This is a genomic window from uncultured Kocuria sp. (genome assembly GCF_947500125.1).
Taxonomy (GTDB): domain Bacteria; phylum Actinomycetota; class Actinomycetes; order Actinomycetales; family Micrococcaceae; genus Kocuria.
In genome coordinates this window covers 125,573-141,073 of the sequence record NZ_CANMRA010000002.1, presented here as the reverse complement: position 1 = coordinate 141,073, position 15,501 = coordinate 125,573, and the positions used below count along the sequence as shown (strand labels likewise).

The 15,501-nt window shown below is 74.2% G+C and carries 14 protein-coding genes; 11 read left to right on the top strand and 3 right to left on the bottom strand.

From position 1 onward, the window contains the following. The first annotated feature begins 134 nt into the window (after positions 1–134). A complete protein-coding gene (gene pgm / locus Q0817_RS01945; RefSeq protein ID WP_298583322.1) occupies positions 135–1,769 on the top strand; it encodes a phosphoglucomutase (alpha-D-glucose-1,6-bisphosphate-dependent) in 1,635 nt (544 codons plus the stop codon). On the opposite strand, the gene Q0817_RS01940 is transcribed toward pgm, so the two are convergent. Beyond that, entirely contained in the window at positions 1,759–2,457 is a 699-nt protein-coding gene (locus Q0817_RS01940) for a metal-dependent transcriptional regulator (protein WP_298583320.1), read from the bottom strand. The two genes, pgm and Q0817_RS01940, sit on opposite strands and share 11 nt — an antisense overlap. A gap of 232 nt (positions 2,458–2,689) precedes the next feature. Here Q0817_RS01940 and Q0817_RS01935 point away from each other — a divergent pair, with 232 nt between their 5' ends. From Q0817_RS01935 to Q0817_RS01915, 5 genes are all read left to right on the top strand, one after another. Next, entirely contained in the window at positions 2,690–3,223 is a 534-nt protein-coding gene (locus Q0817_RS01935) for a DUF4242 domain-containing protein (RefSeq protein ID WP_298583318.1), read from the top strand. A 119-nt stretch (positions 3,224–3,342) separates the two neighbouring features. Continuing rightward, positions 3,343–4,434 carry an acyl-CoA dehydrogenase family protein gene (locus Q0817_RS01930; RefSeq protein ID WP_298583317.1) on the top strand — a complete coding sequence of 364 codons (1,092 nt, stop codon included), beginning with the start codon at positions 3,343–3,345 and terminating at the stop codon, positions 4,432–4,434. After that, positions 4,410–5,174: an ABC transporter ATP-binding protein gene (locus Q0817_RS01925; RefSeq protein WP_298583316.1), complete on the top strand. Its 765-nt coding sequence runs from the start codon at positions 4,410–4,412 to the stop codon at positions 5,172–5,174. The genes Q0817_RS01930 and Q0817_RS01925 overlap by 25 nt, the downstream gene beginning before the upstream one ends. Further along, positions 5,171–6,352 (top strand): ABC transporter substrate-binding protein, encoded by a 1,182-nt coding sequence (locus Q0817_RS01920; protein WP_298583315.1) that lies wholly within the window; start codon positions 5,171–5,173, stop codon positions 6,350–6,352. Before Q0817_RS01925 ends, Q0817_RS01920 begins: the two co-directional genes overlap by 4 nt. After that, complete coding sequence (locus tag Q0817_RS01915) at positions 6,349–7,278, top strand: ABC transporter permease (protein WP_298583313.1); 930 nt, start codon at positions 6,349–6,351, stop codon at positions 7,276–7,278. Before Q0817_RS01920 ends, Q0817_RS01915 begins: the two co-directional genes overlap by 4 nt. A 3-nt stretch (positions 7,279–7,281) precedes the next feature. On the opposite strand, the gene Q0817_RS01910 is transcribed toward Q0817_RS01915, so the two are convergent. Together Q0817_RS01910 and Q0817_RS01905 are read right to left on the bottom strand one after the other, a co-directional pair. Then, entirely contained in the window at positions 7,282–7,557 is a 276-nt protein-coding gene (locus Q0817_RS01910; protein WP_298583311.1) for a CDGSH iron-sulfur domain-containing protein, read from the bottom strand. Beyond that, positions 7,554–8,615, bottom strand: coding sequence for an iron-containing redox enzyme family protein (locus Q0817_RS01905; protein WP_298583309.1), 1,062 nt, complete (start codon positions 8,613–8,615; stop codon positions 7,554–7,556). Before Q0817_RS01905 ends, Q0817_RS01910 begins: the two co-directional genes overlap by 4 nt. 190 nt (positions 8,616–8,805) lie before the next feature. On the opposite strand from Q0817_RS01905, the gene Q0817_RS01900 reads away from it, so the two are divergent. From Q0817_RS01900 to Q0817_RS01880, 5 genes are all read left to right on the top strand, one after another. Then, complete coding sequence (locus tag Q0817_RS01900) at positions 8,806–10,164, top strand: uracil-xanthine permease family protein (protein ID WP_298583307.1); 1,359 nt, start codon at positions 8,806–8,808, stop codon at positions 10,162–10,164. A gap of 148 nt (positions 10,165–10,312) precedes the next feature. Beyond that, the gene (locus Q0817_RS01895) at positions 10,313–10,714 is read left to right on the top strand and encodes a hypothetical protein (protein WP_298583305.1); all 402 of its coding nucleotides are present in this window, start codon (positions 10,313–10,315) and stop codon (positions 10,712–10,714) included. 38 nt (positions 10,715–10,752) lie between these two features. Beyond that, positions 10,753–11,178, top strand: coding sequence for a four-helix bundle copper-binding protein (locus tag Q0817_RS01890; RefSeq protein ID WP_298583303.1), 426 nt, complete (start codon positions 10,753–10,755; stop codon positions 11,176–11,178). A 1-nt stretch (position 11,179) separates the two neighbouring features. Continuing rightward, a complete protein-coding gene (ppsA, locus tag Q0817_RS01885; protein ID WP_298583301.1) occupies positions 11,180–13,597 on the top strand; it encodes a phosphoenolpyruvate synthase in 2,418 nt (805 codons plus the stop codon). Next, entirely contained in the window at positions 13,594–15,483 is a 1,890-nt protein-coding gene (locus Q0817_RS01880) for a heavy metal translocating P-type ATPase (protein ID WP_298583300.1), read from the top strand. The genes ppsA and Q0817_RS01880 overlap by 4 nt, the downstream gene beginning before the upstream one ends. The last annotated feature ends 18 nt before the right edge of the window (positions 15,484–15,501 follow it).

Below are 15,501 nucleotides of genomic sequence, written 5' to 3'. Positions count from 1 at the left end.
TCATCCTGTCCCACCGGCCGCGATTCCTCCAGCCCCCGCGCGGCCCTCGTCCGCCCGTCGCGGAGCACGAAACCTGGCGACCCGATCGCGTGCCAGTCCCCACGCGCCCACCGCCCGGCGGTAGGTTGGGCGCCATGACCAACCGTGCGGGCACCGTCGCCCAACCCAGTGACCTCGTCGACCTCGGCAAGCTCCTCGACGCCTACACCGATGTCGCCCCCGACCCGTCGGACCCGGACCAGCGCGTGGCCTTCGGCACGTCCGGGCACCGCGGCTCGTCCCTCAAGGCCTCGTTCAACGAGCAGCACATCGCGGCCATCACGCAGGCCATCGTGGAGTACCGCGCCGGCCAGCGGATCACGGGCCCGCTGTTCATGGGCAAGGACACCCACGCCCTGTCCGGGCCCGCCCAGGACACCGCGCTCGAGGTGCTGGCCGCCAACGGCGTGACCGTCCTGCTGGACTCCCGGGACGGCTACGTGCCCACCCCGGCGCTGTCCCACGCGATCCTGACCCACAATGCGGGGCGGGCGGAGGGGATGGCCGACGGCATCGTCATCACCCCGTCGCACAACCCGCCCTCCGACGGCGGCTTCAAGTACAACCCGCCCAACGGCGGCCCCGCGGACACCGACGCCACCGAGTGGATCGCCCAGCGCGCCAACCAGTTCCTGGAGAACGGCATGGCGGGGGTCCGCAGGGTGCCCCTGGACCGGGCGCGGGCGGCGGAGACCACCGGCGCCTACGACTTCCTCGAGGAGTACGTGCGGACGCTCCCGGAGGTGGTCGACCTCGACGTGATCCGCGACTCCGGGCTGCACATCGGTGCCGACCCCATGGGCTCGGCCTCCGTGGCCTACTGGGGCGAGATCGCCCAGCGCTTCGGGCTGAACATGACCGTGGTGAACCCGCATGTGGACCCCCAGTGGGCGTTCATGACCCTCGACTGGGACGAGAAGATCCGGATGGACTGCTCCTCCCCCTCCGCCATGGCCTCGCTCATCGGCAACCGCGACAAGTACGACATCGCCACCGGCAACGACGCCGACACGGACCGCCACGGCATCGTGACCCCGGACGCGGGCCTGATGAACCCCAACCACTACCTCGCGGTGGCGATCGACTACCTCTTCCGCGAGCGCACCGGCTGGTCCCCGGAGGCCGGGGTCGGCAAGACCCTGGTGTCCTCCTCGATCATCGACCGGGTGGCGGCCTCCCTGGGCCGCGAGCTCGTGGAGGTGCCGGTGGGCTTCAAGTGGTTCGTGCCCGGGCTGATGGACGGCTCGATCGGCTTCGGCGGCGAGGAGTCCGCGGGCGCGTCCTTCCTGCGCCGGGACGGCTCCGTGTGGTCCACCGACAAGGACGGGATCATCCTGGCGCTGCTGGCCGCGGAGATCACGGCCCGCACCGGGAAGACCCCCTCCCAGCGCTACACGGAGCTCACCGAGCAGTTCGGCGCCCCCGTCTACCAGCGCATCGACGCCCCGGCGAACCGGGCGCAGAAGGCCGCCCTGAAGAAGCTCTCCCCGGCCCAGGTGGAGGCGGACACCCTCGCCGGCGAGCAGATCACGGCGAAGCTGACCAACGCCCCGGGCAACGGCGCGGCGATCGGTGGGCTGAAGGTCACCACGAAGAACGCGTGGTTCGCGGCCCGCCCGTCGGGCACGGAGGACGTCTACAAGATCTACGCGGAGTCCTTCCTCGGCGAGGAGCACCTGAAGCAGGTCCAGCAGGAGGCCAAGGCCCTGGTGGACGGCGTCATCTCCTGACGGGGCCCGGAGGCGGTCCGGGACGGTCCCGCGGCCGGACCCAGACCGCCTCCGCGGCCAGGACGTCGACCTCGACGACGTCCCCGCCCACCACCACGGGGACCGCGCGGGGCCGGTGCTCGCCGGGGACGAGCTCCGTGCCGGGCCGGATGCCGGCGGTCCCGAGCCGGCGCAGCACCCCCGGGTCCGCGTCCGAGACCCGGGCCACCACCACGGGGCTGCCCGGCGGGACGTCCGCCAGGAGCACGGCCGGGGCGGACGGCACGGTGCCGTCCCGGCGCGGGATCGGGTCGCCGTGCGGGTCCCGCTCCGGGTGCCCCAGGAGGGCCTCCAGCCGCGCGACGAACTTCTCGCTCACGGCGTGCTCGAGCACCTCGGCCTCCTCGTGCACCTCGTCCCACCCGTAGCCGAGGCTGCCGGTGAGGAACGCCTCGAGGATCCGGTGCCGCCGGACCATCTGGACGGCGACGTCCCGGCCCCGGTCGGTGAGGACGATCCCGCTCTGGGCGGGACGGCTCAGCAGGCCCTGGGCCGTGAGCTTCGTGACGGCCTCCGACACCGTGGACGGGGACAGGCCCAGCCGCTGGGCGAGCCCGGTGGTGGTCACGGCGTCCGAGGACCACTCCTGGGCCAGCCAGACGGTCTTCAGGCAGTCCTGGACGGACCGGTTCAGCTCTTCCGCGCGCACGCCCCCAGGGTAGCGGCCCCGGGGACGGCAGGTCCCCGCACCACCCCGGGCAGGGCGGGCCGGGGCGCATTGTCCACCTGGGGAACCCTTGGGGCCAGGATGAGCGGCGGAAGAGCCCGATGTTGCGAAGTGTGACGATTTCCGCGACGTCCCGGAGGCAGGAGCCTAGCCTGGAATCAGTGCCCGACCGGCCCCGACGCCGTCGCCCCGTCCCCTCCCCGGAAGGAACCCCATGTCTCTCCACCTGCTCGAGATCGTTCCCGCCTCCGCGTCCAAGGACGCCGTGACCCAGCTCATCGCCACGGTCTCCGAGGCCGTCTCCGCGGCGGGCGCCGAGTTCATCGAGTCCCAGGTCACCGCCGATCACGGACGGGTGTTCGTGATCGTCGAGGCCGACAGCGACGAGGGCCTCGCCCCGACGGTGCGCACCGCCGCCGGGGACGCCGCCACGGAGGTGACCGGCCCCGACGCCGTCCGCCTCGTGGGCGCCGAGCTCGAGGACATCAAGAAGCTCAGGGGCGACGCGCAGTACCTGGTGGAGTGGGACATCCCCGCGGAGATCACCATGGAGCAGTACCTGGCGCGCAAGAAGGCCAACTCCCCGAAGTACGCCGAGGTCCCGGAGGTCTCCTTCCTGCGCACCTACGTGCGCGAGGACACCGCCAAGTGCCTGTGCTTCTACAACGCCCCCGACGAGGCGTCCGTGGAGCGCGCCCGCCAGGCCGTGGGCACCCCGTTCGACCGGCTGTTCAAGCTCAACGTCTGAGCGGCACGCAGCACTCGGCGACACGGCGGCCCCCACGAGCCGGGGGCCGCCGTCGTGCTTCGACGCCCCGGGCCCGCGCGGCCGGGCCCGCCCCGCACTCCCCGGCAGAACGGAAGACCATGACCCAGTCCACGCGATCCCCCTCCACGGCCGGCGCCCCGGGCCCCGAGGGCCGGCCGCTGCTCGCTCCGCTCGTCGACTACCCCGACCACGACCTCGTCCGCCGCACCGCCGCGGCCCGGGCCCGCGACGTCGACACGTCCGCCGCCTCCCCGCTGGAGACCCTGCGCGAGCTGGGCGCCCGGGGGCTGCTGGACCTCGGCCTGACCGGATCCCTGGCGCCGCAGGCAGCCGTCGTGTTCGACCTCGCCACCGAGTGCACCGCCACGGCGTTCTCGCTGTGGGCGCACCGGGCGACCATCGAGTACCTCGCCGCCACCGGGACGGAGATCCCCGCCGACGTGCGCTCCGGGGCCGTGCCCGGGTGCTCGGCGATGGCCCCGGCGTTCAAGGACGCCGCCGGCATCGGGGAGATCCCCGTGACCCTCACCGCCGGCGCCGCGGGACCCGTCCTCAACGGCACCGTGCCGTGGGCCTCCAACCTCTACCCCGAGGGCGTCGTGGTGCTGCCGGCCGTGCGGGAGGACGGCTCGCGCGCGGTGCTGCGGACCCGGGTCTCGGCGCCCGGCGTGACGGTGCGGCTGCTCGAGAACCTGATGGCGCTCAACGCGACGGCCTCGGGCGTGCTCGTGCTCGAGGACGTGCCCGTCGATCCCGCCGAGGACCTGCTGAGCGAGGACCTCCCGTCCTTCCTCGCCGCCGTGCGGGGCCCGTTCCTGCTGCTGCAGACCGCGTTCTGCCTCGGCCTCTCGGCCGCCGCGCTGACCGCCGCCCACGAGGCCCTGCAGGGCGTCGCCGAGGTGTTCCGGGAGGAGCTGGAGGAGGCGACCGCCGCGTACCGGCGCCTGCGCGCCGACCTGGTGCGCCTGGCGGACACGCCCCGCGAGGCCGGCCCCCGGGAGCTGTTCTCCCTCCGGCTGGACGCCGCGCTGCTCACCGGCCGGGCCACCCGGATCGAGGGGAAGGTCGTGGGCGGGCGCGGCTACGCCATGTCCTCCCCCACGGCGCGCCGCGCCCGCGAGGCCGCGTTCCTGCCCGTCCAGTCCCCCACGGAAGGTCACCTGCGGTGGGTGCTGCAGAACCTGGCCTGAGCCGCGCCGCGCCGGCCTCGCGGCCCGCGCTCACCGTCCGCGGGCTGCGCAAGAGCTATCCGGGGGCCTCCTCCCCGGCCCTCGACGGGGTGGACCTGACCCTGCGCAACGGCGAGACCCTCGCGGTGCTGGGTCCCAGCGGCTCCGGGAAGTCGACGCTGCTGCGGGCCATCGCCGGGCTCGAGCCCCTGGACGGGGGCAGCATCGAGTTCGGCGACGCCGACGAGCGCTTCGCCGTCGTCTTCCAGGACCCCGGGCTGTTCCCCTGGCTGTCGGTGCGCCAGAACATCGCCCTCGGCGGCCGGTACCGGCGCAACCGCGACCGCTTCGAGGACTCCCGCGTGGACGACCTGCTCGGGATCCTCGGCCTGACCCCGCTCGCGCACACCCCCGTCCAGGAGCTCTCCGGCGGGCAGGCCCAGCGCGTGTCGGTGGGCCGCGCGCTCGCGGTGCGCCCCGACGTGCTCCTGCTCGACGAGCCCTTCAGCGCCCTGGACCCGGCGACCCGCAAGGATCTGCAGCTGTGGCTGCGCGGGCTCGCGACCGAGCTGGACCTGACGGTCTTCCTCGTGACCCACGACGTCGACGAGGCCATCACCCTCGGGGACCGGATCGGCTTCTTCGCCGGTCCGCGCGGATTCCGGCAGCAGTGGGTGCCGGCGCGGGACGGCACGACGGCCGAGCAGATCCTCGCCCACTACCGCGGCAGCGACGACGGCTCCGGGAACTGGGTCATATGAGCACCCGTGGACCGAGCCGGCGGACCCTGCTGCGGGCCGGGGCCGGCGCCGCCGCCCTCACCGGGCTCGGCTGGGGCGCCGGGGCCCTCTACGCGGACAGCCAGCAGGACGCCCGGGGCGCGGACGGCCCGGCACGCCCCGTGCGGATCGGGTACCTCCCCATCACCGACGCCTCCCCCCTGCTGGTCGCCCACGCCAACGGGTACTACGACGACGCCGCCGTCCCGGTCGCGGACCCGGTGCTCTTCCGCAGCTGGGCGTCCCTGTCCGAGGCGTTCGTGGCGGGCAAGGTGGACGCGATCCACATGCTCATGCCCATGGCCCTCTACATGCGCTACGGGCTGCGGGCCGACGTCCGCATCACGGCCTGGAACCACATCAACGGCTCCGCGCTCACGGTCCGCCCGGACGTGGAACGGCTCGAGGACCTGTCCGGGGAGTCCGTGGCGATCCCGGCGTGGTGGTCCGTGCACAACGTGATCGTGCAGAAGATGCTGCGCGGGGCCGGCCTCACCCCGGTGATGCGGGAGTCCCCGTCCCGGCAGCGCCGCACCGTCGCCCTGCTGCCCATGGCCCCCTCCGACATGCTCCCGGCGCTGAACAACGGGGTGATCGGCGGCTACGTGGTCGCCGACCCGTTCAACGCGGCCGCCGAGGCGAAGGACGTCGGGAACATCCACCGTTTCCTCGGCGACGTGTGGCACGACCACGCGTGCTGCGTGACGATGATGCGCGGCGAGCTCATCCGCCACCGCCCCGAGCAGGCCCAGGGGTTCATGGACGCCCTCGTCCGGGCGCAGTCCTGGGCGCGGCAGAACCGCCCCGAGACGGCGGCGCTGCTGTCCGCCGGCTACCTCCCCCAGCCCAGGCCCGTGATCCAGCAGGCCCTGACCTACCACGCCGCCGAGCACCAGGAGGCCCTGCACCACCCCGCGTGGAACGGGGAGCGCCTGGACTTCCGCCCGTACCCGTACGCGAGCTTCACCGAGGAGCTGGTGCGCGCCATGCAGGAGACCGTCGTGGACGCGCCGGCCGGCTTCCTCGACGGCCTGGACCCGGCCGCCGCCCACCGCGAGCTCGTCGACGACACGCTCGTGACCCGCAGCATCGAGAAGGTCGGCGGGCTGGGCGTCTTCGGCCTGACCGGCACGACCCGCACCGAGGAGATCGACCCATGAGTGGCGCGCACCGGACCCCGCAGGACGCCTCGGGGACCCCCACCGACCTCGACGACGTCGCCCGGACCGGCCCGTCCCGCTCCGATCCGTCAAGCTCCGATCCGTCACGCTCCGGACCGGACGGTCCCGGACCCGGTCGGTCCGCTCCGGCGCGGACGTCCCGGCGCACCGGGTCCCCCTGGGCCGGCCCGGCCTGGGGGGTCTTCGGGGTGCTGGTCACGGTCGCCGTGTGGTGGGCGTTCACCCACGCCGCGGCGGGCGCCAGCACGATGATCGCCGCGTTCCAGCCCGAGCGCATGCCCGGCGCCGTGGCCTCGCTGTTCGAGCGGGGCGTGGTGGTCCAGGACGGTCTGACGAGCCTGTGGCGGCTGCTGTGCGGGCTGGCCGTCGCCACGGGGCTCGGCGTGCCGCTGGGCCTGCTCATCGGCTCCTACCGCCGCTTCCGGTGGACCAGCGCCCCGGTGGTGCAGTTCCTGCGCATGGTCTCCCCCCTGTCCTGGGCGCCGGTGGCCGTGGCCCTGCTGGGGGTGGGCAACGCGCCCGTCATCTTCCTCGTGGCCGCCGCCGCCGTCTGGCCGATCACCATGAACACGGCCGCGGGCGTGAAGGCACTGGACCCGCTGCACCTGCGGGTCGCCGAGACGCTCGGGGCCACCCCGGTCGAGCGGCTGCGCACCGTGGTGCTCCCCAGCATCCGGCCGTTCGTCATGACCGGTGTGCGGCTGGCCCTGGGGATCTCGTGGGTGGTCATCGTCCCGGCGGAGATGCTCGGGGTCAGCAGCGGACTGGGCTACGAGATCCTCAACGCCCGGGACCGGCTGGCCTACGACGAGATGCTCGTGGTGATCCTCGTCATCGGCCTGCTGGGCATGGCCCTGGACCAGCTCGCGCAGTGGCTGCTGCGCGAGCCGGCTCCGCGCCGCTGAGGCTCAGCGGGCCCGGAAACGGGCCCGCTTGTGCGAGCCGTCGCAGAACGGCTTGATGGACGACGCCCCGCAGCGGCACAGCGCCACGGTGGCGCGCCCCGGGTCGATGGGCCGGTCGTCGCCGTCCAGCAGCTCGTAGCCGCCGCGCACCAGCAGCGGGCCGTCGGGGCACACGGTGATCGTCACCGGCTCACCGGAGCCGGCGCCCGGGCCGGGCATCGCCGTGGGCCCGGGGACCGGGTCCGGGGCGGGGTCCCCGGCGCCGTGCTCCGCGCTCACCGGACGAGCTCCGCGGCGCCGCGCCGGGAGGGCTCCGCCGTGGCCGGGCGCAGCGCGGACTCCCCCGCCTCCCACCGCGCGAGCGCGTGGCGCGCGGCGAGGGCGTCCAGGTGCAGGACGCAGCGCGCGCCGAAGAAGACGTCCGCCGCGACGGCGGGGTCCTCGACCACGAGCCCTCCGGCCATGTCCCGGGCCGCGATCTGCTCGTGGGCGGCGTCGGCCTCGACGTGCTCGTCGTAGAACGCGGCCGCGGCGGGCAGCCCCAGGCGGTGGAAGCCGCGCGCCAGGAACCTGGAGGGGACGGAGGACGTCATCTCGTACATCGCCAGGTGCCCCACCACCGCGCCGCGCAGCCGCCGGTGCAGGCCGAACATCGTGACGGTGTTGACGCCGGCGAGCCACTCGGCGGGCACCCGGTCCACGGCGCTGCCGTAGGAGTCGTCGAGGCCGGCCTCGCGCATCCCGGCCGCGAACAGGGCCGAGTGCATGCGGGAAGCGCTGCCGCCCCCGTACTCGTCGACCTGGATCTCGATCAGACCGGCCTTCGCCCGGCCGCTCAGCCGCGGGATGCCCCAGGTGTGCGGATCGCCCTCCATGAGCTGGTAGACGGACTTCAGCTGCAGGAACTCCCGGGCCTGCTCGTCGTCCGCCCGGCCGGAGAGGTGGCGCGCGAGGCTCGGCCCGTCGTCCTCGGCGGCCATGGCGAACAGGGCGTCGGCGACCGACTGCGGCGTGCCGGGCACGGTGTCGGCGGGCAGCTCCGCGCGCAGCTGCGCCTCGAGCGCGCCGGAGAGGACCTCCCGCGCGCGCAGCAGCTCGGGGTCGCTCTCCCAGCGGTCGTCGACCCCGTCGACGCCCTGGTAGTGCAGGGCGTGCAGGACGAACAGGCTGAGCTGGACGTCGTCGTCCCCGAGCACCCCGGCCGCGCGGGACACGGCGGCACGGGCGGCCGCCGGCAGGGCCGCGGCCCGGGCCTCGGCCCCGGGGGTGCCGGGCTCCTCCCGGAGCACCGCGAGGAGGTCCTCGCCGAGCGGCCCTCGTGGCTGTGGCTGACGCATGTGTCGACTCCTGTCCGGACGGTGGGGTTGGTCGCCCACCATCATAGTTTCCGTCACCGTGCTGATCATATGGAGGGCGTCCGACACCGTCCGGGCGCGGGCGCGGAGCCCCCTCTCCGCCCGGCGGGGCACCGAGTACAGTGGTGGAGGCCCGGCTCCGGGCCCCCACCCCGCCGTCGAGGAGACCCGCATGAGTTCCCCCGTGCCCGGACGCACCACCGCCACCCGCCTCGGCCTGGGCTGGCGCCTCCACGGCGACGGCCGCACCGTCACCGCCGGGGAGGTCGTCAGGCCGCGGGAGCGGCTCACCTGGCCCCGCACGATCACGATCGGCGCGCAGCACGTGGTGGCCATGTTCGGCGCCACGTTCCTGGTGCCGCTGATCACGGGGTTCCCCCCGTCCACCACGCTGTTCTTCTCCGGCGTGGGCACGATCCTCTTCCTGGTGGTCACCGCGGGCAGGGTGCCGTCCTACCTCGGCTCGTCCTTCGCGTTCATCGCCCCCATCACGGCCTCGATGAACCAGTACGGTCCCGGGGGCGCCCTGGGCGGCGTCCTCATGGCGGGCGCGGCACTGTTCCTCATCGGCCTCGTGGTGCAGTTCGCGGGCACGGCGTGGCTCCAGAAGCTCATGCCGCCCCTGGTCACGGGCACCATCGTGGCGCTGATCGGGTTCAACCTGGCGCCGTCGGCGAAGGACAACTTCATGGCCGCCCCGGTCACCGGGCTCGTGACGCTGGCGTCCATCATCCTGATCTCGGTGGTCTTCCGCGGCCTGCCCGGCCGGCTGTCGATCCTGCTCGGCGTGCTGATCGGCTACCTGACGGCCGTCGTCCGGGGCGAGGTGGACTTCTCCGCGCTCGGCGCCGTGTGGCAGGAGCAGGGGCTCTTCGGGCTGCCCCCGTTCCAGACCCCGGAGTTCCACCTGCCGCTCATGGGCCTGTTCGTTCCCGTCGTGCTGGTGCTGGTGGCCGAGAACATCGGGCACGTGAAGTCCGTGGCCCTCATGACCGGCGACGACCTCGACCCGTACATCGGGCGCGCGATCATGTCCGACGGGCTCGCCACCGTGATCGCCGGGTCGGGCGGCGGCTCCGGCACCACGACCTACGCCGAGAACATCGGCGTCATGGCGGCCACGCGCGTCTACTCGACGGCGGCCTACTGGGTCGCCGCCGTCGTGGCGATCCTGCTGAGCGTCTTCCCGGTATTCGGCGCCGCCGTGGCCACGGTCCCCGCGGGGGTCCTGGGCGGGGCCGCCACGGTGCTGTACGGGATGATCGGCATGCTCGGCGTGCGGATCTGGGTGCAGAACCGCGTGGACTTCTCGAACCCGGTCAACCTCACCACCGCCGCGGTGGCCATGATCATCGGGATCGCCGACTACACGTGGGAGGCCTCCGGGCTGCAGTTCGCGGGCATCGCCCTGGGCACCGCGGCCACGCTGGTGGTCTACCACCTCATGGCGTTCCTGGCCCGCGTGCGGGGGACGGCGGGCAGCGACCCGCTCGCCCCCGACACCACACGGCTGCCCTCCCCCCTGGGCTGAGCGCCGCCGGACCCCTGCTACTCGTCGGTAGACGAAATGTGCCCGTGAGCGGCCGCCTTTCTTCGTGACCCAGGTCTCCTTTCCCCTAGCGTGGAGGGCGGGAAGGCCGAGCAGCCGGCCACGCACCACGAGCTGCAGGGGAGAAGACATGCACCACAAACCGTCCGTTCTCGTCCAGGTCGATCTCGACGGCCGGCACATCCGGCTCGCGGTCAGCGGGTGCGTCACGGAGCTCAACCACCGGGCCCTGTGCCCCCTGGTCCGTCGCGCACGCACCCTGGCACCGGACATCGCCGTGGTCGTGGACCTCACCTCCGCCCACCACGTGGAGCCCGCCGCCGTGGACCTGCTGCGCTGGGCCGCGGAGCACGAGGACGCCGTGCGCGGCACGCCCGCCGTCGACTTCGTGCTCCCCACCGAGCTCCCCGGCCACGGCACCGTCACCCAGCTCGCCGGGTGGGCGGGGACCCGCCGCCGCCCCGGAACCCCCGAGCCCGCACGCCGGGCGGCGCGGGCCCGGGCCGCCCCGAGGCCCCGCCTCGCGGGCTGAACCGACCTGTACCGGTCCCACCAGATGGAGGACAGCCCGTGAGCACGATCAGCCGCGCCCTGATGGCGCACCCCGCCGCCCCCGAGCTCACGCACGAGGAGCGCGCGGCCGAGGCCCGGTGCATCGAGGCGTGCCTCGACACCGCCCAGATCTGCCGGATCGGCGCCGACGCCTGCGTGGAGGAGGACGCCGTCGCGGACCTGCGCGAGTGCCTGCGCGCCGAGCAGGACTGCGCGGTGATCTGCTCGGCCACCGCCCAGGTGCTGGCCCGTCTCGGCTTCCCGGAGCCGGGCAACGGCCGGGCCGTGCTGGTCCCGCTGCTCGAGGCGTGCCGGGCCGCGGCCCGGGTGTGCCGGGACGCGTGCCGCAAGCACGACGAGGCCTACGAGCACTGCGCCCTCGCGGCCGAGGCCTGCGAGCGGTGCGACACGGCCTGCGCGGACCTGCTGGCGCGGAGGAGCTGACGTGGCCGACCCCGAGGTCCACTGGTTCGAGGAGCTCGGGATCGCGGACGTCCCCCGGGTGGGCGGCAAGAACGCCTCCCTCGGGGAGATGGTCCGGGAGCTGACGTCCCGGGGCGTGCGCGTGCCGGGCGGCTTCGCGACCAGCGCCGACGCCTACCGGTCCTACGTCACGGCCAACGGGATCGGGCCCGCGCTGCGGGACCGGCTCGAGGACCACCGCGCGGGCCGCGCGACGCTGCGGGAGACCGGCGCCGCCGTGCGCGAGCTGTTCCTGCGCGGAGAGTTCCCCGAGGAGACGGCGCGGCAGATCCGCCGGTTCTACCGGGAGCTCTGCGAGCGCACCGGCCGCGCCGAGCTGCCCGTGGCCGTGCGCAGCAGCGCGACCGCGGAGGACCTCCCGGACGCGAGCTTCGCCGGCCAGCAGGAGACCTTCCTCAACGTGGTCGGCGAGGAGGAGCTGCTGACGGCGTGCCGGAGGTGCTACGCGTCCCTGTTCACGGACCGGGCGATCACCTACCGGGAGCTCAAGCAGTTCGACCACCTCGCGGTCGCCCTGTCCGTCGGCGTGCAGGAGATGGTCCGGGCGGACCTCGGCTGCTCCGGGGTGATGTTCTCGATCGACACCGAGAGCGGCTTCCCGCGCGTGGCCGTGATCAGCGCGACGTGGGGCCTGGGCGAGACGGTGGTGCAGGGCACCGTGGATCCGGACAAGTACCTCGTGTTCAAGCCCCTCCTCGACGTGGCGGAGGCCCCGATCGTGGAGCGGACCCGGGGGGCCAAGCTGCACAAGCTCGTCCACGACGACGACGCCCCTGCCGGCGCCGCCGCCACCCGGCTCGTGCAGACCTCCCCCGCGGAGCGGGGGGCGTGGGTGCTCGGCGACGACGACGTCCTGCAGCTCGGCCGCTGGGCCGTGCTGGTCGAGGACCACTACGGCCGCCCCATGGACCTGGAGTGGGCGAAGGACGGGCTGACCGGCGAGCTGTTCCTGCTGCAGGCCCGGCCGGAGACCGTCCAGGCCGGTCGCAGCGGGACCCGCTTCACGATCCACCACCTCCGGGGCGAGGGGCGCGTGCTCGCGGTGGGCGCCGCGGTCGGGGACGCCGTGGCCACGGGCCCGGCCTGCGTGGTGCGCACCGCCGCGGACATCGAGTCCTTCCGGGACGGGTCGGTGCTGGTCACCGAGATGACGGACCCGGACTGGGTCCCGGTCATGAAGCGTGCCGCCGCGATCGTCACCGACCACGGCGGGACCACCAGCCACGCGGCGATCGTCAGCCGGGAGCTGGGCCTGCCCGCCGTCGTCGGCACCGGCGACGCCTCGCGGACGATCCCGGAGGGCCAGGAGCTGACGGTCTCCTGCGCGGCGGGCGACCGGGGCACGGTCTACGAGGGCACCCTCGCGTTCGACGTCGAGGAGGTCGACCTCGGGGAGCTGCCGGAGTCGCGCACCGCGATCATGGTCAACGTGGCGAGCCCCGCCGCGGCCTTCCGCTGGTGGCGGCTGCCGGCCGACGGGGTGGGGCTGGCCCGGATGGAGTTCGTGGTCAACAACATCGTCGAGGTCCACCCCATGGCCCTCGTGCACCCGGAGCGGGTCCGGGACGAGGCGGACCGGCGGCGGATCGCGGAGCTGACGGCGGGCTTCGCCGACGGGCAGGAGTACTTCGTGCAGACGCTGGCGCTGGGCCTCGCCAAGCTCGCCGCCCCGTACCACCCCCTGCCGGTGATCGTGCGGCTCAGCGACTTCAAGACCAACGAGTACGCGCACCTCGTGGGCGGGGCGGCCTTCGAGGAGCCCGAGGAGAACCCGATGCTCGGGTTCCGGGGCGCCTCGCGCTACTACGACCCCCGGTACCGGGAGGGCTTCGCCCTCGAGTGCCGGGCGCTGCGGCGGGTCCGCGAGCGCATCGGCTTCGACAACGTGGTGGTGATGGTCCCGTTCTGCCGCACCGTGGCGGAGGCGGACCGGGTCCTGGCCACGATGGCCGAGCACGGGCTCGAGCGCGGGCGGCACGGCCTGAAGGTGTACATGATGTGCGAGATCCCCTCCAACGTGATCCTGGCGGAGCAGTTCGCCACGCGGTTCGACGGCTTCTCCATCGGCTCCAACGACCTCACGCAGCTCGTCCTGGGCGTGGACCGGGACGCGGAGGCCCTGCGCGCGCTGTTCGACGAGCGGGACGAGGCCGTGACCCGGATGATCAGCGAGGCCATCCGCAAGGCCCACGCCGCGGGCATCCCCATCGGCATCTGCGGCCAGGGTCCCAGCAACCACCCCGACTTCGCCGAGTTCCTGGTGCGGGAGGGGATCGACTCGATCTCCCTGAACCCGGACAGCTTCCTGCGCACCGCGCGGCGGATCGCCGAGACCGAGCGGCGCCTCGCGGCCGGTCCCGAGGGCATCATGGACGCATGAGCCTCACCGTGGGCGCACGCCCCGACCCGGACGTCGATCTCGGCCGCACGGGCCGGCTGCTCGCGTTCCCGCGGCGCTACCCGCTCGTCGCCGTGACCCTCGCCGTGGGCGCCGCGGTCGTGGGCCTGCTGGTCGCCGGGCAGCCGGGACCGGCGCAGTGGCTGGGCTCCGGCTGGGCCCTGGTCGTGGCCGCCCGGGTGGCGTGGGGCATGGTCGGGGACATCATCGCGGGGCACTGGGGCGTGGACCTGCTGGCCGTCACCGCGATCAGCTCCACCGTGGCGGTCGGCGAGTACCTCGCGTCCCTCGTGGTGGTCCTCATGCTCACCGGCGGGCAGGCCCTCGAGGACTATGCCGCGAACCGGGCCCGCAAGGAGCTCAACGCGCTGCTCGAGCGCGCCCCGGTGCTCGCCCACCGGCTGCACCCGGACGGGTCCCTCCAGGACGTCCCGGTCGAGGAGGTCCGCCCCGGGGACGAGCTGCTGGTCCGCCCCGCCGAGGTCGTGCCCGTGGACGGTGCCCTGCTCAGCGAGGAGGCCGACTTCGACGAGTCCTCCATCACCGGCGAGAGCCTGCCCGTGACCCGCCGCGCCGGGGAGGCGGTGCTCTCGGGCGTCCTCAACGAGCAGCAGGCCGTGGTGCTGCGGGCCACCGCGACCGCGGCGGACTCCCAGTACTCCCAGATCGTGGCGATGGTGCGCGAGGCCGCGGAGTCCCGCGCCCCGGTGGTGCGCCTGGCGGACCGCTACGCCGTGCCCTTCACCGCGTTCGCCCTCCTCGTGGCCGGGCTGGCGTGGTGGTACCACGGGGACCCGGTGGTCTTCGCGGAGGTCCTCGTGGTGGCCACCCCCTGCCCCCTGCTGATCGCCGCCCCCGTGGCGTTCCTGGGCGGGATGAGCCGGGCGGCGCGCAACGGCGTCATCATCAAGAACGCCGGGACCCTCGAGCGGCTCGCCGCGGTGCGCACCGTCGCCTTCGACAAGACCGGGACGATCACCTACGGCCGCCCCGAGCTGCTGGCCGTCCACGCCCGCCCCCCGTTCCCGGAGGACGAGCTGCTGCGCCTGACGGCGTCCGCCGAGCAGTACTCCTCCCACGTGCTCTCCGCCTCCGTGCGGGACGCCGCCCTCGCCCGCGGACTGGAGGCGGCCCCGGCGCAGGAGGCCCACGAGGAGGCCACCCACGGGGTCACCGCCACCGTCGAGGGGCGCCGGGTGGTGGTCGGCAAGCGCGCCCACGTGGCCCGTTCCGCCCCGGACGTGGTCGAGCAGGTGCTCGGGCCGGGCGAGCTGGCCGTCTACGTGGCTGTGGACGGCCGCTTCGCCGGCACCCTGGTGATGAGCGACCAGGTGCGCGAGGACGCGACGGCCACGATGGCCCAGCTGACCGGACTCGGGGTGCGGGAGATCCTCGTGCTCAGCGGGGACGCCCGCGCCACCGTCGAGCACGTCGCCGCGGAGCTGGGCATCACCCGGGTGCTGCCCGAGTGCCTGCCCGAGGACAAGGTCCGCACCGTCCGCGACGCCCCGGACCGGCCGGTGCTCATGGTCGGCGACGGCGTCAACGACGCCCCCGTGCTCGCCGCCGCCGACGTCGGCGTCGCCATGGGCGCCCGCGGCGCGACGGCCGCCAGCGAGTCCGCCGACGTCGTGATCCTCACCGAGGACCTCGCGAGGACCGCGACCGCGGTGCGGATCGGCCGGCGGACCATGCAGGTGGCCCTGCAGAGCATCTGGCTGGGCATCGCCCTGTCCGTGGTGCTCATGCTCGTGGCCGCCACGGGGGCGATCCCGGCGATCTTCGGCGCCCTCAGCCAGGAGGTCGTGGACCTCCTGGCCATCCTCAACGCCCTGCGCGCCCTGCGGGGGCCGCGCGGCGAGCGGTGACCGGCCTGGCCGGTCAGG